Genomic DNA, 18,875 nt, shown 5'->3' on the forward strand with positions numbered 1-18,875 from the left:
CATCAATCAAAAACGTTATAACATAACAAGTAAAAAAGAAGTGCATGGTACTATAAATTCTAAAAATTTCCAGATTGACGTTTGAATGAAGCGTGTAAATGTTGAATGGAGGCCTTCGTCATTTCATTAATTAACCGAACGTAAGTTGATAGCGTCTATTTTCGTCGCACCTATCTCCTGCTATGGTAGCAGCACTGAGTAAGCCGCAATGGCAGGAAAAACTGCTTACGGATAGCTCCCCAATTATGCAAAGTTGGTAATTAACAGTAGGATAACCATGAAAAATATCGGTTGGGTGTTTTTAACTGCACCTTTGCTGTTTGCGTGTTCAGAACCCGCACAGCAAGAATCATCGCCAGTCAAAGAAGACAAACCTGTCACCACAACATCTTCTACAGCCATTGTTCCGGGAACAGACTACCACTCGTTTTCTAATCCCGACGAAGTAAAGGTGACGCACCTTGATCTGGAGCTAACCGCTGATTTTGACAAGCACCAACTGGTAGGTCAGGCCACGCTGGGTTTTATCCGGCAGACAGAATCCGCAGACACACTTGTTCTGGACACACGCGACCTTACAATCAACAGCGTGACTGCAGGAGAAGACGCGGTTAGTTATACGCTTAAAGATGCCGACCCGGATTTGGGTGCCGCACTGGAAATCGACCTGCCTGCTGAAGCCACCTCGGTGACCGTTGATTACACCACCTCGCCCACCGCATCCGGTGTACAATGGTTAACGCCAGCGCAAACAGCAGGTAAACAACATCCTTTCCTGTTTACTCAGGCTCAGGCTATTCATGCGCGCAGTTTTATTCCGTTGCAGGATTCACCGCAGGTACGAATTACTTACAATGCCCGTATTCATACACCTGAAAATTTATTGGCGGTGATGAGTGCAGCCAATGATCCACAAACTCCCAGAGATGGCGACTACGAATTTACGATGCCGCAAGCCATCCCTTCGTATCTCATCGCGTTGTCTATCGGCAATCTCAAATTTAAAGCCATGGGTGAACGCACTGGCGTATATGCAGAGCCGGAGCTGCTGGATGCCGCGGCAGAAGAGTTTTCTGATACCGAGAGCATGTTAGAGGTAACCGAGAAAACCTACGGCCCTTATCGCTGGGACCGTTACGATCTGCTTATTCTACCGCCGTCTTTCCCCTTTGGTGGAATGGAGAACCCGCGTTTATCATTTATTACGCCAACGGTTATTGCGGGTGATAAAAGTCTGGTCTCGCTGATTGCTCACGAACTGGCACACAGCTGGTCGGGCAATACCGTTACCAACGCCACCTGGCGAGATTTATGGCTAAACGAAGGCTTTACCACTTATCTCACCTATCGAATTATGGAAATGGTGTACGGACAAGATCGCTACCGTATGGAAGCAGTGTTGGGCTACCAGAGCTTGCAAGCAGATATTCAAGCGCTTCCTGAGAAAGATCAGATTCTTGCCATTGATCTGCGCGGTCGCAATCCTGATGACGTGTTTTCCGATATTCCCTATGAAAAAGGCGCCCTGTTTTTACGGGAAATTGAACAGAAAATTGGCCGCGAGAACTTTGATGCATTTCTAATGGCTTACTTTGATCATTTCGCTTTTCAAAGTATTACCACCGACGCGTTTATTGACTATTTAGATGCCACGTTACTCAAAGACTATTCGGATAAATTAAATAAAGGACGAATTCATGAATGGATATTCTCGCCCGGAATTCCCGAAGGCGCCCCTGTGCCAGAATCTGATGCATTTGAAAAAGTTGATACCGCGCGACAGGCGTGGCTAAACGGCAAGAAGCCAGCGGCTGACATTAACACGCAGGATTGGACAACCCACGAATGGCTGTATTTTCTTAATAATATGCCAGAAGAGTTGTCTACCAAACAGCTGGATGAGCTGGACGCCGCGTTTGCATTAACCAAAAGTCAAAACAATGAAATTGCTCATAGCTGGTTGCTGATTGCAGTTAAAAACGAATACGAACCCGCTTATGATCGCCTTTACGACTATCTGGTTCACATCGGCCGCAATAAACTGGTGAAGCCGCTATACCGCGAGCTCTCAACGACACCAGAAGGCAAAGCGTTTGCTGCCAAAGCATTTGCCGAAGCAAAACCCGGTTATCATCCTTTGACGATTCGGGCGAATGAAGGGTTTGTAGAAGATAAAAAGTAAGTGTGAAAGCACGCTTTGTTACAAAACATAAATAACAATGCCGCTTTTCGAAGCGGCATTTGCTGTACCTTATCAGAAGTTATAACGAACGCTGATGCCCATCATGTCTTCATCATCAGCTATTGAATAACTTACACCGACGGCAAATGCCTGGGTAAAGAAATAATTGCCGCCTACGGAAATCTGAGTTTCACCTTCACTGTCTATTTCAATATGACGAATTGAGCTACTTAGTTCTAATGTATCAGTAACCATTGAACGCACACCGACTGTCACACCAAAACCGTTGTCGTCAGCCTTCAAGCTGTACCCTCGATAAGAAGCTGACAGCTTCACGTATTCGTAGCTAACAGCGGCAAATACGTCTGTGCTTGCAGTTGCACTAAAACGATAACCAACACCGAGGGAACCTTGATCCAAGTCCAAATCAGCACCATCGAAGTCGTCACTTAACACGCTATACGAGGCTGCTAAAAATACGTTTTCGCCCAATAGTTTGGAGCCGTAAAAAGCCGCACCTGCCGGCTCGATTTCTTCTGCTCCAAAATCGAGTTTCGCTTTCGCATAACCTAACTCCACTAGATCCCAACTAGGGGCCGCAGCAAAAGCATTCATGGAGAGGCCAGCGATCAAAGTTGCAAGTAAAGTGCGTTTCATCTTTCTTCCTTATAATTAAAACGAATAGACCACCAGTCATTGATGGCGGCAGAAATATAAAGAAGTCACAGGTGAAAAGAAAGACGTAATTTCTGCAAAAATCGGGATATCTTTGATGAGCAGAGTTCTTTTAAAGGAGAATCGTCTGTGTTTTGGGCTTTAGCTAAAACCGGAGGGCGATACTGCCACAAATTTTACCCAGCTTTCGCCTGTATTGGGGTCGAACCAAAGCTGGCGGTAACCCGCTTCGCCTACATCAGCCTCGAGGATCTTCACCTTGTGCTGACTAAGCAACGAGTAGGCGAGGTGGCTGTTGGCATCGCCGATGGATTGTCGTTGTACTCGGGCGAAATCCTGATGGGGTTCGGCAACGCTGGTCAGCATATTGCCGCCGCCAAAAATTTTCGCCTGATAATCGCTGATACGGGTGTTGTGCTTTAACGCCAGTTCTTTAAAAAGGGCAATACATTCATCGCCATACCGTCCAGCCGATAAACATTCTGGCGCATCAAGACCCTGCGGGCGCGACGGCAATGCAAAATGGCACATTCCGCCTATTCTGGCTTTCGGATGCCATAAAGTAATTGCAACACAGGAACCCAGCAGGGTGCTGAGTAATCGCTGACCGTAGCCAAAAATAACTTCTCCAGCATGCAGTATCAATGGACAACGTGGATATCTTTTCCGTAAATCGTCGCTTTTTCTCACGACAATTTAAGCACCGCAGAGGCAATACGTTGAAGCGGCAACTGCGTTTCCACGCCGCCACGTTTAAAGGCTTCTTTAGGCATGCCGTAAACAACTGAAGAGGCTTCATCCTGCCCTACCGTTTGCGCGCCTGCATTGCGTAGCTCCAGCATACCGTCTGCACCATCATCACCCATTCCGGTCAGAATTACCCCTATGGCATTACGCCCTGCAATTTGTGCCGCCGAGCGAAAAAGCACGTTTACCGAAGGCCGGTGTCTGGCCACCAGCGGCCCGTCTCTTAGCTCCACATAATAGCGGGCACCGCTACGTTTAATCAGCATGTGCTTGTTGCCCGGGGCTATTAACACATGGCCGCGTAGCAGCGAATCTCCCTGCTCAGCTTCCTTAATGTTTAACTGGCAAAGTTCATTCAAACGTTTAGCGAATGAACGAGTGAAGCCTTCCGGCATGTGCTGCACAATGGCAATGGCCGGCGAGCCTGGTCGATAGCGTAAGCCATCGCGGTGTTCTGTTCAGCAGCTTGCTTTCTTAGATGAAGCGCCGCACCTAAAACCAACGTAATTACCACCATAGTAGTGGCAATAAGCACGTAGCTTTGTTTGCTGTCTTTAACAACGGGTCGATCTGCGGCTGTCATGACACAAAACATCCGGCATTGAACCTAGCCAGCGGTAAAGAAACGTATCCTTTCTCTAGCAACGCATACTTAATTTTGGCGCGACTGACAAACTGTTGCGTATTCCATTCCTGCACAAGCGTATTTCCTGGATAAAAAGCGAAAGCGGCTAAGTTAGGATAGACCATAAGTTCGGCACTATCGCCTGACACGTAAGTCTGCGGATATTGTTTCATTACGTAATCTAACGATGGCCGGGGCAGTAACAGCACATCAGCACGGCGTTGACGAAGCGCAAGCAATGCAAGAGCGGTGTCTTCAACGGCAACTACGCGAGAGTCAGCCAGCCGCTGACGCAACAGCAGTTCGCCTACCGACCCTCGCACCACGGCGAAGGTTAATGACTGGGAGAACGGCGATATTGAAGGGTTGTAACGGCTACCTTCCTTTCGCCATAACAAGCTGATGGGAGTATCAATAAGCGGCGCAGAAAAGCACAGTTTGGTGGCTTGGCTATTGCCAATTGATTCGCCAACCACAACTTCAACCCTGCCCTGCTGAAGAGCAGTCACTACATGCTCAGGTGAAAGCAATACCCAACGAATAGTCGAATACCCCATAGCGTTAGCAATTATCCGCGCAACATCAGGAAAAAGCCCCTGAACCTCGCCTTGTTTATCCACATACACATAAGGCGGATTATCCAGATATCCAACTTTTAACGTTTTAGGGCGATGGTCTGCACAGCCCAACACCGACAAAATCAGGTAGAGCCCAAAGACGTAAATGAGTCGGCGGACGGGAAACATCGTTTGATACCGCTTGGTAAAGATCGCGTTATGGGCGCACTTTACGACAATTAAGCCAGCAGTAAATCCGTAAAACTACGAGATGTGATCATAGTTTTTTCGACAGAGATATAGCGTTTTGCTTCATGTTCTTGTGAACAGATTTGTTCAATATAGCGCCAGTTTCGAATGAACTGGCTTCTAAAGATTTATTTTATTATCTCTTTTCCCGAAAAGATGAGACAAACCTGCTATTCAACTATTACAAAGATTCGTGCTGAGTAGCTGCTTTGGCTCACAAGCGGACATTTGACCGAAACGGTACGCGCCTTGTTCAAAAGTCCGTTTATTCAAATTAAAAACGAACGTTCACCCCTACCCACAGGTTACGTGCTCTGTCTTTGATATTGTAGTCATCAAGAAACACGACTTCGCTTACTACTCCCCGTCCGGTAAGGTACTCATAAGAACCGTCACCGTTTAAATCATTATACTCGGTGGTGTAGGTAGTAAAATCCTCATCCAGAAGGTTATTTACCCGCGCATTTACCGTAACGTTTTCGTTAATGCGATATCGCGCACCTAGTACCAGAAGCTCGTAATTTTTATAGTATAGCGGCTGCTCCAACGTGCTGTCCCACCCCCGATACCGATCTGAGCGAATTTGCGACTGCAGGTACATATTAAAATCGTCCGTCCACTCCCAGTTCAGGGTGATATTTGCCATATGTTCTGCAGTATTGGTTAGAGGCTCACCTTCCTGTGGGCCGCTCTTTTGTTCGCTATCGGTCCAGGTATAGTTAGCCGTAATGAACCACTGAGATGACATTTGCCAGCGACCAGCAACCTCGACCCCCTGAATATCCACCTCGTCAATATTAATCTGCTGACTGTAGGTTGTATAACCCAGCTGATCATAATCTCCCAGGTTAACACAGGGTCTGACGCCGCCTGTTACGTTACAGCTGTAGACAGTATCGCCTCTGGCAATTTTATCGTCAAAGCGTGTGTTGAAGTAGGTAACATTGAAGCTGTGGCCTTCGTCATGGTTCCAATAAGCGGCAATCTCACCGTTTACACTAGTCTCTGGCTCAAGCTCCGGGTTACCGGCAAAGGGGGAGGTTCCCTGACCGCCAAACCCGGTAATGCCGTCGTAAAGATCGGTAGTATTGGGAGTTTTGTACCCTGTGCTTACACCGCCTTTAACTGTCCAGTTATTCGAAATCGTGTAAACCGCATACAGGCGTGGTGATGTCTGGCCGCCAAATACATCGTGTTCGTCGTAGCGCACACCAGCTGTAATCGTCAGATAATCATTCGGGCTCCAGTTATCTTCAGCGAATAACGACCACATTTTTTGTTCCTGAACGCCTCCGGCCTGACTGTCTTCGAGGCCAAACACACCGTCGTTCAGCTCACCATCTATAACTTGACCACCCAACACCAGGTTATGCTCGCCTGCAAGACCACTGAGAGGAATATCCAACCGTGCATCAATCGTATACTGGCTGCTTTCAAGGGGGCGCTTGGGACGGGGTAAAAAGGTATCTTCGGCTAGTGCTCTGCGCTCGTCTTCGGTTAGCCCTGTATAGTCGCCGGTGCCATCATACATTTGCTGTAGTAACAAACGTTCCGCTACTGAAAGAGGCAGAGTACGTCCGTCATTAGACGTATCCACGTGAGAAATGGCGAACATCGAAGTAAAGCCATTCCAGTCTCCGTTATGACTCAGCGACCACCATTCCCGTTTAAATTCCTGATCTTCTGCGTAACCTGCCCTGGGCATCACCACACCACGGGAATCCTGCCACAGTGCGTCAATATTGTCTTTAGTACCCAGCGGGTAAGAAACTTCCCCCGTGTCCATATTGTAGGTGGGTGTATTGTCATAGCTTTGGTTGGAGTTGTCATAGTCGAGCTTAAAACTATGGTTCTCACTGGGGGTATAGTAGAGCGTGAAACCAAGCTGCTCGCTATCACTGTCAACGGTTTTGCCGCCTGCTCCAAAACCTAGTTCCCGAATATGTAGCTCGCCATTAGGATCAACCGCAGGTTCAAATTCAGGTGAGGAAGCCTGTCGTTCATACACACTGCCGCGAACGCCAAGAGCCAGCAAGTCTTTAATTAGCGGCCCCTGGGCAAAAAAGTCGGTGGTGATGTCGTCGCCATATTGATCATCTGTTTCCAGGCTCCGGCCAAAATTAATAGCTCCCATCCACTCATCCGAACGTTTCCTGGTGATCACGTTTATCACCCCGCCTAAAGCATCAGCACCATATAACGTGGAAGCGGGACCTCGTATTACTTCAATACGTTCAATAGCTTCCACAGGCGGAACGTGGCCGAAGGCGTTACCACCAAAGTTATTAGGATAGATATCGCCGTGGTTGTTCATTCTTATACCGTCAATGAGCAACAAGGTATACTCGCCAGTCAACCCGCGCATGCTGACGGTCCCCTGCCCCGTTTTGTCACGCGTAGTACCTATATCGATTCCTTCCTGAAACTGCACCGCATCAAGCAAAGTAATAAAGGAGCGGGCGTGCAAATCTTCCTGTGTGATTACGGAAATACTGGCTGGTGCTTCTGCCAGTTTCTGCTCAAACCCAGTGGCAGAAACCACAATGCGCTCAATTTCATTTCCATTAGGCACAAGAGTTTGTTGTGTTTGTGCAATTACGGCAGCAGGGAGGAGAGTAGCAAGAAACGCTGCTGCAACTGGTGTATGTGTTCTTTTCACAGGTTAATCTTCCTTTATGCAATATCCGTCAGTAGAGTGGCTAGGTCCAGTTTCTAAGCCGGGAAGATAGTAGCAGCAGGCTGGGAAAGTAGCAACGCAAATGAGACTAGTTTCTATTTGCGTTTGATGGAAGTTCAATTAACCCGCATTCACGCCCGTCTTCGCAGAAGACTTTTCAAAACCAGCAGGTAAAAAGAAACACTCACGTTCGGTCTCTTCTGTTCCTGAATCTACTGAAAAAATTTTGCTAAGTGTTAGCGAATCGTTAGAGAAAAAATAGAAATATACCGGGTTATATTACCCTGCACTCGCTTTGCCGCATCGGTGTGGAAATGAGGCGTCGCCAGCCTTTAAAGTGTTAAAAAATGGTAAACACAAGAATATGTGCTCCCACTCTTTAACTTTCAACCACACCTTGGAAGGTATGCAATGCAAAAACTAAATACTATTACACTGGCAATAGCGCTAGCCTTCGCCATGCCCGTGTTGGGCCAAGAATCTAACGCTACTACTGATAACGCCGAACCGGCGCAAGCTACTGAACAAAATGAAAATGCTCTGGAAGTCATTTCAGTTACGGCAACCAAACGAAAAACAAAATTAATGGAAACGCCAGTGGCAATCTCAGCCATCAGTGAGGCTCAACTTCAGCAAAATGGCGTAAACAATGTCAGGGATATTGCCAATCTGGTGCCAGGTCTGGACATTTCTACCGCGACAGATCAGGCTGCTCCGGTAATCTCCATGCGCGGCGTACGCTCAACCAATATTACCGAACTGGGCGACCCCGCTGTGGGCGTACACTTAGACGGCGTCTACTCTCCTCGCATGCAGGGAGCGCTGGCGCTGATGTACGACGTGGACCGGGTCGAAGCATTACGAGGCCCGCAGGGAACCTTGTTTGGCCGTAATTCCACAGTGGGCAGCATCAATGTCATTTCCGCCAAGCCAAATTTCTCTGGCTACTCAGCAAACGTAAACGCTGAAATAGGTAAATTCAACAGTAAGAACGTGGGCGGTTTTGTCAACATTCCGGTTAATGACGAGTTTGCGGTGAGAATTGCAGCAAAAGGCCTTGAGCGTGACTCTTATCTGGAAGGATACTGGGATCCAAACCAGTATGATACCCGTCGTTTATCTGACGATGTGCTGAACGCGCCTGTCATATCGGAAGATTCATACCAGGGCATCGGTGATACAGTGACCCAACGGGAAAACTGGTGGATTGATGGCGCGGGCACAGACCCTGAAGCACAACGGATACGCGCGTTAACACCCGCCGATAAAAGTGATTTTTATAATAACGCCAACGAATACTCTTTCAGGATCAGCACCCTGTGGGAACCGTTAAGCGGTAAGTTTTCAAACCACACCGTTTTTCAGAAGTACGTTAACGACAGTGGCAACAACCTGGACCTGGTGAATTGTGACAAGCTGCGTGGTCGTTCTGAAGAATACGGCGGTGACTGTTCTAATTTTTTCCCCAGCGACAATACCTATCAGGCAGTGGCAAATGTTCCCGGGGAACTTGAGCTTGATATCACGTATCTGCGCAACACCTTAAATTACAATTTAAGCGATGAACTAAGCCTGGTTTGGTTACTGGGGTATGAAAATATGGACCGGGCATCGGCCCAGGACAGCGAAGTAGGGCTCGACCCCTGGGACGGCGCGACATACTTTTTAGACGGCACCGGCGCCGAATCCTGGTCCACCGAGCTTCAGCTACAATCTGACGAATACGGCGATTTCGTCTGGATAGCAGGTTTAAATTACTTCCACGAAAAAACCTCAACGCTGGGCTATTACGACAACCCCATGGACGACAAAGCATTCTGGGATCAGCCGGATCGCTCCACCGACGCCTACGCCTTGTTTGGCCAGGCCACCTATAATATTACCGACGATCTTCATGCTACCTTCGGTTACCGCTACAGCGATGAAACCAAAGAGGACAAAGGCGGACGTACCTATCGCTGCTCCAATGCGGATGGTTGCGCCCCTGGTTGGTTAAACCGTACCACCTTAAATGACTTACCGGCGGATTACTTCGAAGATCCCTCTATTTATGCGTCTTATTTTGCTAACGATAACAAAGGCAGCTGGACTCACCACGATTTCCGGGTTGGGCTGGATTATGATGTAAACCAGGACGCCATGATTTATACCTATCTGGCCTCCGGGTTTAAAGCAGGTGGTATCGGGGACGTGTTTCAGGTGGTAAACGACAGAACAGGAGAAGTATCCCGCTTTGAGACCCAATTTGATCCCGAAGAAGTGCTGACGTGGGAAGTGGGGGCCAAATCCAGTTACTTCGACAACTCGTTAAATTTACAGGCGGTATTTTTCTACACCGATTACACCGATATGCAGTACGCGTCGGTAGGTTCAATTGGAAACGTGGAACGACTCTCTGTTGTTGAAGATGAACAAGGCACACCAATACTGGATGAAAACGGCGACCCCGTGCTTGATTACCAAAATCAGCCTGTTATTGCCTACTACACGCAAAACGTACCAGGCGCTACCATTAAGGGCATTGAGCTTGAATTCGACTGGAAACCCTACCCTGCTGGCCGTGTTACCGGCTACGTTACCTGGACAGATGCCCGGATAACAGAAGACTGGATCACCAAATGGGATTATGACGCTGAGTACCTTTTTGATATTTCCTATGAAGAATCCATTGACCCGGAAAATGACTTACTGACCACTAATCTCAGGGGTAATGACCTTGCCATGACTCCTGAATTTACCGCCAATATTAGTTACACCCATAGCTTCAATTTAGGCGAGTACGGCTACATTCACGGCTGGTTCAATGCAAACTGGAAAGACAGTTCCTATTCCACCTTGTGGAACCTGAACAAGCATCTTGACGACATGGAGTTTGCCGTGCCGGATGAGGCCACCCACTATATCGATGACACCCGCGACGCTTTCGCTGTGCTGAGTGCCTCGCTCAAATATGAGCCTCAGGATCAGCAGTGGTATGCAGAGGTGTTTGTTAATAATGCCACTGATGAACTTGTACAGTACTGGAACAATACCAGCAAAGGCTTTTCAAAAGGTAGTTTCGGCATGCCCCGCTATTACGGCGTAAGAGTAGGCGTTAACTTCTAAGGAGACTAATCTGAATCGTTGTGTTCACCGCAACCTTGTAGGTTGCGGTGACACTTTCTTTTCACACACCCGCAAAAAAGGAAACCTTCATGCATAAGTTCGTCTCTTCATTCGCCCTGCTGTCAGGTCTTACAATGATGTCAAATGCGCAGGCAGATTATTTTAAAGATAATTTCACCTGGGGTTTTGACACCGCGGTTTGGACGGCCCGAACCGGCGCTAATGGTTCCCCCTTTGGTTGTAGCTTTGAGCCAGGCCAGATATCTCCGAGTTCCCACGGCGTTACCCTGGCAGTGAGTGAAGGGCGATGCGCGGAGCTGCAAAGTAAAGCCGCTTATAGCTATGGCAAGGTGCAGGGATCACTAAAAACAGGGAACACTCCGGGCACGGTGTCATCCATCTTTACCTACACTTCCTGGTGGGACGCGCCGGGAAGAGCCTGGCAGGAAATCGATATCGAATTTCTTCCTACCCTCGGCAATGTCATCCATACTAACGTGATTTATCAGCCCCAGGGAGGAACCTACGAAAGCTGGGAAATGGATATCGATCTGGGGCTGTATGGTCTTAATATTCAACAGGATCTGGTGACCGTTGGGTTTGACTGGACGCCATCACAAATCCGCTGGTTTGCTTATGATGCCCAGGGAAATGAACAAACCTTAAGAACCCTTTACAAGGATAACGGTGATGGTTACCTGGCTGCAGATGAAATTCCTGCCTATGCATGGCCCGTTGATGATACCAAGCTGATGATAAACCACTGGCACGGCGATAATTCTCAGGAAGGCTTCTATTTCCCCGGCCAATACTACGGTGAAACGGCCTGGGCCTATTATGATTTCATTGAGTACATTCCACACTAACCAATTCTGGTAACTGTTGCTTCATTCGGCGGTACGTTGGTATCGCCGTTTTACTATGTAAGGATTCAAAAATGTTTCAAAAATTGCGCTCACCTGAGCTCATTGGCGCTGCTGTTTTAGCTTTCACTATCTCACCTTTAGCAGCGGCCAATTCTGATGGAGATACTGTTGACTGGTCGGTATCCGGCCCGCGTTTAGAGCGGGACGCAAAAGTTGAAAAGCAAATAGACGATTTAATGTCGACCATGACGTTAGAACAAAAAGTAGCGCAGATGATCCAGCCGGAAATTGGCTTTCTGACGGTGGAACAAATGCGTACTTACGGCTTTGGCTCCTACCTGAACGGTGGCAATTCAGCGCCTTATGGCAATAAACAAGCTGATCCGCAAACCTGGCTAAAGTACGCCGATGAGATGTATATAGCATCTGTAGATGCCTCGCTGGACGGCAGTAGCATTCCAACAATCTGGGGAACAGATGCCATGCATGGTCATAGCAACGTATTCGGCGCGACACTTTTTCCTCATAATATAGGTTTAGGCGCCGCCCGTGATCCCCTATTAATTGAAAAAATCGGCGAAGCCACAGCGAAAGAAGTATCGGCCACAGGAATCGAGTGGAGTTTCGCGCCCACGGTAGCCGTGGTTCAGGACGACCGCTGGGGCCGAACCTACGAAAGCTATTCGGAGGACCCGGCCGTGGTGGCCTCGTACGCTGGCAAGATGGTAGCGGGTATCCAGGGACATAAGGATGAGGACTTCTTACGGAATTCTCATCGCATCGCTACCGCAAAGCATTTCATCGGCGACGGCGGCACGCAAAATGGCATTGATCGTGGCAATACCGTTATTGACGAGAAGACCTTGAGAGATATTCATGCAGCGGGTTATTTTTCGGCGATTGAAGCGGGGGTCCAGTCGGTTATGGCGTCGTTTAACAGTTGGAATGGGAAACGGGTGCATGGTCATAAATATCTGCTCACCGATGTGCTTAAAGACCAAATGGGGTTTGATGGTTTTGTGGTGAGTGACTGGAACGCCCATAAGTTCGTCGAAGGCTGCGATTTGGAACAATGCGCCGGGGCAATTAACGCCGGAGTCGATGTATTAATGGTTCCGGAGCACTTCGAAGCGTTTTATCACAATACTGTTAAACAGGTAAAAGAGGGCGTGATCCCGGTATCGCGAATTGATGATGCGGTGAGACGATTCTTACGAGCAAAAATTCGCTGGGGCGTTTTGTCCCGGGGTAAACCCTCCAGCCGGCCGGAGTCTACCCATCCTGAATGGTTAAACGCGTCACAGCACAAAGAACTGGCCAGAGAGGCGGTAAGAAAATCGCTGGTGATGCTGAAAAATAATGGCGGTGTATTACCCATTTCACCCAAAAGCAACGTGTTAGTGGCAGGAGATGCTGCTAACGATATTGCCAAGCAAGCTGGCGGCTGGAGTGTTTCATGGCAGGGAACAGACAACACCAATGAGGACTTTCCCAACGCCACTTCGGTTTTTGCCGGTCTTCGCGAACAGATAACAGCGGCAGGCGGAACCGTTGAATTAAGCGAAGATGGGCGCTATTCAGAAAAACCTGATGTGGCCATTGTGGTCATAGGGGAAGCTCCTTATGCGGAATGGTTCGGCGATATCCAGCGTCTTGAATATCAGTACGGCGATAAACAGGATCTGCAGCTACTCAGACGCCTTAAAAAAGAGAATATTCCGGTAGTGACGGTATTCATCAGCGGCCGCCCTCTATGGGTGAACAAGGAGCTTAATGCGTCAGACGCTTTTGTTGCTGCATGGCTTCCCGGTTCGGAAGGACAAGGGGTTGCTGACGTGCTGCTCACTGACGAACAGGACAATATTCAGTACGATTTCACCGGCAAGCTCAGCTTTTCCTGGCCCAAGTATGATGATCAGTTCACTTTAAATAACGGCGATAAACCCTACGACCCATTATTTGCCTACGGCTATGGGCTCACTTATCAAGACGATGTGACAGTGGGTAAATTACAGGAAAACACCAGCCCGGAGCCAAAACTAAATGATGACCAGGCAAAACCGCTTTTTGTCAGAAACTTGTCGGAAGGACTGGTCTGGAAGCTCGTTGATCCTACCGGCGAAAAGGAATTTGCAGTGAGTTCATCTGGCGTAAGTGGCGACGGAGAAAGTTTGTCTATGCAATCGGTGAATCTGGCGTATCAGGAAGATGGCCGCAAATTTGTATGGGCCCCCAATGGAAAACCTGCCGCAGTGGCGCTGAGTTATTCCTCCTCAGCTAAACCTGCTGCCGAACGTAAAAATAAGTTTCTGCAGATGCGGGTGCGGATAGATGAGTTAAAACCAGCACCAGACGCCACTATCAAAATAATGTGTAGCGCCTCGTCCTGCCTTAATTCCGTATCCACAGCCGCTTTAGCCGCTTCCCTTTCCCCCGGAGAGTGGCAAAACGTGGCCATCCCGCTGAATTGTGCGACAACTCCGGCATCACCAGAACCCATATCTGATGCCCTGCGCATTTCAGCCGAAAAGCCGTTTAGCGTGGCGTTAGCTGATATCGCCATAGTAAACTCCATTGCAAGTGATGCTGCCACCTTCACCTGTGGTGATTAAAAAAAACGGTATAATCGGGTAAGCTCAGCTGCCCGATTATCTTCTTGCACAAAACGAGTATTTCTGTGATGAAGTTGGAGACACGAAGTCAGCTATTCTGGTTATGCCAATGCGGTGGATGGTTAGTTTATGCGATACTCACCGAAATCATGATAAAGATCCCAGGTGAAGAGCCCTGGGCTGTGCACCTTCCCCACCTGCTTCTGGATACCGCCAGCGGCTTTTGCATCACATTGTTGTTACGAAAGCTCTACCTGTGGGCACGACGCCAGCAAGCCAGTGTCAGCGTTACCCTGCATATTGTTTATTTGCTTATTGCAGGCGTATGCTGGACCCAGTTTAAGTGGCTTACCCTGCAGTGGCTGTACGGTAATCTGTGGCAGTCCATGACCTGGTTCGATTTTGGTACCTGGACGTCAGCATCGTTAACCATGCTGGCAACCTGGACCGCAGGCTACTACGGGATTAATATCTATTTGGATAATGTAGAGCAACGGCAGAAAGCCGTTGAAGCCACTCATCTGGCCAAGGAAGTGCAACTGAAAATGCTGCGTTACCAGCTAAACCCCCATTTTATGTTTAACAGCATTAACGCCATCTGTACCCTTATCCTTAAACAGGATAATACGCAGGCAGTCTCCATGCTGGAAAAGCTTTGCGACCTGTTACGCTACAGTCTGTACACCGACCCGCTGGCAAAAATAACGGTTAGAGAAGAAGTCACGATTCTTAAAACCTATTTTGACATAGAGCAGTGTCGTTTTCGCGACAGACTCACCGTGGATATCACCGCGGACAGAGAGTGTGATAACCTGCGGATGCCCTCCCTGCTTATTCAGCCATTAGCGGAAAACGCCCTTAAACACGGTATGGGATCACAACAAAGTATGATTATCAGGGTTCATTTCCAACGGGTTTCCAATAAGTTGATCATCATGATTTCAGACACAGGTAAGGGATTCTCAGATACTGCTAGCGGCCAGAAAGGGATTGGCCTTAAGAATTGCGAAGAACGGCTAAACCTGATTTACCCCACTAACAGCCACTTCGAAATCGGTAACCAACCAGAAGGTGGAGCCTGGGTGAAAATTTCACTGCCGGTTGAAGCAGCGGAGTAAAGATGATGCAACTGAAAACCCTGTTAGTTGATGATGAACTGAGTGCCATAGAAGGCCTGGCCATCCGACTTGATGCCTTTGCCGAAATTGATATTATTGGCCACGCTACCAGCGTAGATGAAGCTATTGACATAATAAATCGCGAGCCCCCGGACCTTATTTTTCTGGATATTGAAATGCCGGGGAAGACAGGCTTTGATCTCATCAAACAACTGCAGCCGGAACGGTGTCCTGCAATCATCTTTATTACCGCATTTCATCAACATGCGGTGAAAGCATTTGAAGTAAGAGCCATAGATTACTTACTCAAACCGGTTAAAACTGAAAGACTGTCAGAAGCTCTGGCACGGGTGATGGAAAACCAGAAAAACCCGGTGCAGAAACACCAGATGATGGAAGTACGGGACGAACTGGTACAAACCGAATTCCCCAACAAGCTTGCTAAAGCTGCACCCCAATACCGGCTTGAACAGGAAAAATTAGTTATTCAGGACGGAAAGAACCCGGTTCAACTAGTGCCCTATAATCACATTATCTGGATAGACGCGGCCGGTGACTATATGTGTGTGCACACCAGGGATGAAACTTACGTAATGCGCGCCAGAATGAAGAGTTTGGTGAAAGAGCGGCTTCCAGACGACTTTGTGCGTATTCACAAATCCACAATTGTTAACCTTAATCACATCCGACAGCTGGAACCGTTACGAAACTCTGAATACTTTGCTATTTTGAATAATGGCAAGTCTCTTAAGGTAAGCCGCACTTATAGCCGCAACCTTAAAGCCAGGCTAATGGGTTGAGTTGTCGCACTTATTTAGCGAGCTGAGGTCCATCACGCTCTGCCCATTAACATCCTGAGAGCGGTTAAAAGTAATCCTTCGAAATCATTTCAAGATCTTTTAGTTCAAGGGGCTTATCAATAAACCCTTTTACGCTGGAATATTGCACCGCGCGTTCTTTATCCGAATCAAAAACAGAGGAAGAATCAGAGCAAGAGCATGAATGCTTAAATATCATCCAATGTGGTCAAGCCCGCTGCTAACACCTGTTCCAGATAATCAGTGCTGCCATGCGCCCGCTTTTGCTTACGCGGAATACTAACTTTTCTGCTCGTTTCTGCGCGCAGCATGTTCAATGCAATCTTCCTCGCCCCAGACAATACCTCAGCGGCATTTCCTCGATATATCCGGCATTGGTCTTCCTTCATTGACACATCAAGAACCCAGTGGAGGCTATTTTCAACAGCCCAGTGACTGCGTACCTCCTTGGCAAAGCGGGCTTTCGTTAACGTGGCTGAGCTGATGTAGTATCGATACTCAAGCGACTCTTTACCACTTTTCGTCTGCCGATAGCCCAGCGCAACGCCAATACTTTTCAGACCTTTCCATTCAGGGAAAGTATCCGCTAACGTAGCGGCTTCCATAACATGATAAGCTCTGGCTTCTTTGCGGCCGTGACTCTTTTCTAAGCAAATCACTTCCTCATTAACAACACCGGTAAGTGCATAGCGTACGGCATCATGAAGCTCTTTTTGATTCCCTTTTAGCGCCAGCAAATAATCACCACCGCTATCGATAATCTGTCCTGCAATGTCGGTTTGACAGCCCATTGCATCAATCGATATCAAACAACCTCTTATGTCCAGCAGGCTAAGTAAAGCCGGAATAGCTGTTATTTCATTCGATTTACTCTGCGTTTTTATCTGTCCCAACACCATGTTATTTTCTGATGCAAAGGCATTCACCATGTGAATCGCTGATTGCCTCTCGTCACGGTTGTAAGACCCGCAAAGACGTTTACCATCAATAGCAATTAGCTGTCCCTCGGATAGCTCTGCCACTGACTGCATCCAGCCAATAAAGCAACGCTGGAACTGCTCACTATCTATTCGCGATACCACACGAGCGATGGTGTCATGGACTGGCAAGCCATTCTTGAATAATCCTTTGCCTGTGAACCAATTACAATGCAAGTCACCAAAGTCTTCGATATCTTCCCATCCCTTGGCTCCGGCAATGGATGCACATACCACCAGGAATAGAATATCAGTAAATAAATGCGCTACCTTGGCCGACTGGCGAGGATCTTCTAATTCCCCAAAAAACTGCTCAAATGCACCTGTTTCCATGACTCTCTCCGCAAAAGAGAGTATAAGATCACAGACACTATAACTCGTCCAGTTATAATTTTATCTGCTAAATCAGCTGGTTAATTTATGTTCGTGATCTTGCCCTGCTTTATCCGCCGGGGGGCTGAAATCAGCTTGTTATAATGTTTTTTTCAGCGCTCGGCGATAGCACTATTACCCGGTCATTCAACAATTCTGTGGTAAGTGCCCTGCACGCCTCAGTTTTTTACTGGTTTGGCTGCTCGCCAGGAGAACTCGATTAAGAAGTAGGAACGTCCTGCAGGTGCTAAACATTACCATCCGCCGCTGTTACGCTTTGAGAAATTTTATAGTGGCTTTCGATTTTGATTAGTAACATAACAGCCAGTGCTGAAATGCCTTTTACGCTTTCGCAATCGTCTAATGTGACTTTATGGGATCCTCGTCTACGTTCCGTCAGGCTGAGTAGACGATAGTAAGCACCACTGAATAAAATGCTGGTAACAGGTTAGGAGTGAAAAATGATTAAAGAAAGCACCACATCGTTTTTCGAAGCTCAGCTCTGCGCCGTAAAATCGCGGACGAGAAAAACAAACGGAGCTTTCTCATACTACCAGAAGCTGTTAATGAACGCCTGCCGCGCCGTGGCAGGACAACAGTGGAAGGAACCATTAACCGCTAGGCTTTTGAAGCCTTGCCGGAGCCCGATGGTAAAATAAGCCACGGGTATAAATCTCCCTTCCATTGATTCGCGTCCCGGGTTTCCCTTTCTGGCATGCCTTGTGCTTTTATCACTATCACTTTTTATACTTTAAGGAGAAAGACATGTCGAAATTTTTCAAAATGCTCGCCTTATCCAGTCTGGTTTTAGGTATGACTGCTTGTGATGTAAACAAAACTGAAGACGGTGAGATGCCTGATGTAGAGGCTGACAGCGGTAATATGCCCGAATATGAAATAGAAAAAACTGAAGAAGGCCGCATGCCCAGCGTAGACGTTGAAGGCGGGGAAATGCCTGAATACGATGTAGACACTGCCGACGTTGACATAGGCACTGAGAAAAAAGTAGTTACTGTGCCGGAAGTAGACGTAACAATGCCGGACGAAGATGACGACGAGCCGGAAGATGACGATCGCGATTAATCAGTCTGCTATAGAAGATTCAGAAAAGCGGCACTTTTGAAAGTGCCGCTTTTTTTTCGAGTCAGCGAATGGGAGGTTTGCGCTTTAGCATATTATCCAGCCACTACACCGCAAAAAACCGCTCTGCTGTTTCCTTTCACATACAGATTGCAAATAGTTTTGTAATTGTTACAGACCAAGTGCAAATTTAAAATGATTAGAGGTGAAACTTT

General features: G+C 47.8%; 15 protein-coding genes. 8 read left to right on the forward strand and 7 right to left on the reverse strand.

The features are described 5' to 3' along the window. Positions 1-277: 277 nt before the first annotated feature. Positions 278-2,182, forward strand: a complete 1,905-nt coding sequence (locus CA267_RS08035) for a M1 family metallopeptidase (RefSeq protein ID WP_075607967.1) — start codon at positions 278-280, stop codon at positions 2,180-2,182. A gap of 72 nt (positions 2,183-2,254) precedes the next feature. Here the strand turns inward: CA267_RS08035 and CA267_RS08040 are convergent, their stop codons facing one another. The 6 genes from CA267_RS08040 to CA267_RS08065 form a co-directional block, all read right to left on the reverse strand. Continuing rightward, the gene (locus CA267_RS08040; RefSeq protein ID WP_075607966.1) at positions 2,255-2,839 is read right to left on the reverse strand and encodes an outer membrane beta-barrel protein; all 585 of its coding nucleotides are present in this window, start codon (positions 2,837-2,839) and stop codon (positions 2,255-2,257) included. A gap of 159 nt (positions 2,840-2,998) precedes the next feature. Further along, a complete protein-coding gene (locus tag CA267_RS08045; protein ID WP_075607965.1) occupies positions 2,999-3,547 on the reverse strand; it encodes a chemotaxis protein CheD in 549 nt (182 codons plus the stop codon). Next, a complete protein-coding gene (locus tag CA267_RS08050) occupies positions 3,544-3,999 on the reverse strand; it encodes a CheB methylesterase domain-containing protein (RefSeq protein WP_083638251.1) in 456 nt (151 codons plus the stop codon). The genes CA267_RS08045 and CA267_RS08050 overlap by 4 nt, the downstream gene beginning before the upstream one ends. Next, positions 3,960-4,187 carry a hypothetical protein gene (locus CA267_RS08055; protein ID WP_139316216.1) on the reverse strand — a complete coding sequence of 76 codons (228 nt, stop codon included), beginning with the start codon at positions 4,185-4,187 and terminating at the stop codon, positions 3,960-3,962. The genes CA267_RS08050 and CA267_RS08055 overlap by 40 nt, the downstream gene beginning before the upstream one ends. Continuing rightward, positions 4,184-4,975, reverse strand: coding sequence for a substrate-binding periplasmic protein (locus CA267_RS08060; RefSeq protein WP_075607964.1), 792 nt, complete (start codon positions 4,973-4,975; stop codon positions 4,184-4,186). Before CA267_RS08060 ends, CA267_RS08055 begins: the two co-directional genes overlap by 4 nt. Positions 4,976-5,309: 334 nt before the next feature. Further along, positions 5,310-7,694 carry a TonB-dependent receptor domain-containing protein gene (locus CA267_RS08065; protein WP_075607963.1) on the reverse strand — a complete coding sequence of 795 codons (2,385 nt, stop codon included), beginning with the start codon at positions 7,692-7,694 and terminating at the stop codon, positions 5,310-5,312. Positions 7,695-8,123: 429 nt separating this feature from the next. Here CA267_RS08065 and CA267_RS08070 point away from each other — a divergent pair, with 429 nt between their 5' ends. The 5 genes from CA267_RS08070 to CA267_RS08090 all read left to right on the forward strand — a co-directional run bounded on the left by CA267_RS08070 (position 8,124) and on the right by CA267_RS08090 (position 16,213). Continuing rightward, positions 8,124-10,817 carry a TonB-dependent receptor gene (locus CA267_RS08070; protein WP_075607962.1) on the forward strand — a complete coding sequence of 898 codons (2,694 nt, stop codon included), beginning with the start codon at positions 8,124-8,126 and terminating at the stop codon, positions 10,815-10,817. Between the two features lie 89 nt (positions 10,818-10,906). Next, on the forward strand, positions 10,907-11,683 hold the full coding sequence (locus CA267_RS08075; RefSeq protein WP_075607961.1) for a family 16 glycosylhydrolase: 777 nt from the start codon (positions 10,907-10,909) through the stop codon (positions 11,681-11,683). Positions 11,684-11,754: 71 nt separating this feature from the next. Then, entirely contained in the window at positions 11,755-14,295 is a 2,541-nt protein-coding gene (locus CA267_RS08080) for a glycoside hydrolase family 3 protein (RefSeq protein ID WP_075607960.1), read from the forward strand. Between the two features lie 68 nt (positions 14,296-14,363). Next, positions 14,364-15,413 carry a sensor histidine kinase gene (locus tag CA267_RS08085; protein WP_170669033.1) on the forward strand — a complete coding sequence of 350 codons (1,050 nt, stop codon included), beginning with the start codon at positions 14,364-14,366 and terminating at the stop codon, positions 15,411-15,413. Between the two features lie 2 nt (positions 15,414-15,415). Continuing rightward, a complete protein-coding gene (locus tag CA267_RS08090) occupies positions 15,416-16,213 on the forward strand; it encodes a LytR/AlgR family response regulator transcription factor (protein WP_170669034.1) in 798 nt (265 codons plus the stop codon). A 206-nt stretch (positions 16,214-16,419) separates the two neighbouring features. On the opposite strand, the gene CA267_RS08095 is transcribed toward CA267_RS08090, so the two are convergent. Then, positions 16,420-17,541 carry an ISAs1 family transposase gene (locus tag CA267_RS08095; RefSeq protein WP_170669035.1) on the reverse strand — a complete coding sequence of 374 codons (1,122 nt, stop codon included), beginning with the start codon at positions 17,539-17,541 and terminating at the stop codon, positions 16,420-16,422. 500 nt (positions 17,542-18,041) lie between these two features. Between CA267_RS08095 and CA267_RS08100 the strand changes: the two genes are divergently transcribed. Then, complete coding sequence (locus tag CA267_RS08100) at positions 18,042-18,239, forward strand: hypothetical protein (RefSeq protein ID WP_075607958.1); 198 nt, start codon at positions 18,042-18,044, stop codon at positions 18,237-18,239. A 106-nt stretch (positions 18,240-18,345) separates the two neighbouring features. Further along, positions 18,346-18,663 carry a hypothetical protein gene (locus CA267_RS08105; RefSeq protein WP_075607957.1) on the forward strand — a complete coding sequence of 106 codons (318 nt, stop codon included), beginning with the start codon at positions 18,346-18,348 and terminating at the stop codon, positions 18,661-18,663. Positions 18,664-18,875: the final 212 nt, after the last annotated feature.

Source organism: Alteromonas pelagimontana (genome assembly GCF_002499975.2).
GTDB classification, from domain to species: Bacteria; Pseudomonadota; Gammaproteobacteria; order Enterobacterales; family Alteromonadaceae; genus Alteromonas; species Alteromonas pelagimontana.

What these genes read in the sequence shown, in the direction of transcription:
- CA267_RS08035 (WP_075607967.1), top strand. Translation starts at nt 278, where the DNA reads ATGAAAAATATCGGTTGGGTGTTTTTAACTGCACCTTTGCTGTTTGCG.
- CA267_RS08040 (WP_075607966.1), bottom strand. Translation starts at nt 2,839, where the DNA reads ATGAAACGCACTTTACTTGCAACTTTGATCGCTGGCCTCTCCATGAAT.
- CA267_RS08050 (WP_083638251.1), bottom strand. Translation starts at nt 3,999, where the DNA reads ATGCCGGAAGGCTTCACTCGTTCATTCGCTAAACGTTTGAATGAACTT.
- CA267_RS08055 (WP_139316216.1), bottom strand. Translation starts at nt 4,187, where the DNA reads ATGACAGCCGCAGATCGACCCGTTGTTAAAGACAGCAAACAAAGCTAC.
- CA267_RS08060 (WP_075607964.1), bottom strand. Translation starts at nt 4,975, where the DNA reads ATGTTTCCCGTCCGCCGACTCATTTACGTCTTTGGGCTCTACCTGATT.
- CA267_RS08070 (WP_075607962.1), top strand. Translation starts at nt 8,124, where the DNA reads ATGCAAAAACTAAATACTATTACACTGGCAATAGCGCTAGCCTTCGCC.
- CA267_RS08075 (WP_075607961.1), top strand. Translation starts at nt 10,907, where the DNA reads ATGCATAAGTTCGTCTCTTCATTCGCCCTGCTGTCAGGTCTTACAATG.
- CA267_RS08080 (WP_075607960.1), top strand. Translation starts at nt 11,755, where the DNA reads ATGTTTCAAAAATTGCGCTCACCTGAGCTCATTGGCGCTGCTGTTTTA.
- CA267_RS08085 (WP_170669033.1), top strand. Translation starts at nt 14,364, where the DNA reads ATGAAGTTGGAGACACGAAGTCAGCTATTCTGGTTATGCCAATGCGGT.
- CA267_RS08090 (WP_170669034.1), top strand. Translation starts at nt 15,416, where the DNA reads ATGATGCAACTGAAAACCCTGTTAGTTGATGATGAACTGAGTGCCATA.
- CA267_RS08095 (WP_170669035.1), bottom strand. Translation starts at nt 17,541, where the DNA reads ATGGAAACAGGTGCATTTGAGCAGTTTTTTGGGGAATTAGAAGATCCT.
- CA267_RS08100 (WP_075607958.1), top strand. Translation starts at nt 18,042, where the DNA reads ATGATTAAAGAAAGCACCACATCGTTTTTCGAAGCTCAGCTCTGCGCC.
- CA267_RS08105 (WP_075607957.1), top strand. Translation starts at nt 18,346, where the DNA reads ATGTCGAAATTTTTCAAAATGCTCGCCTTATCCAGTCTGGTTTTAGGT.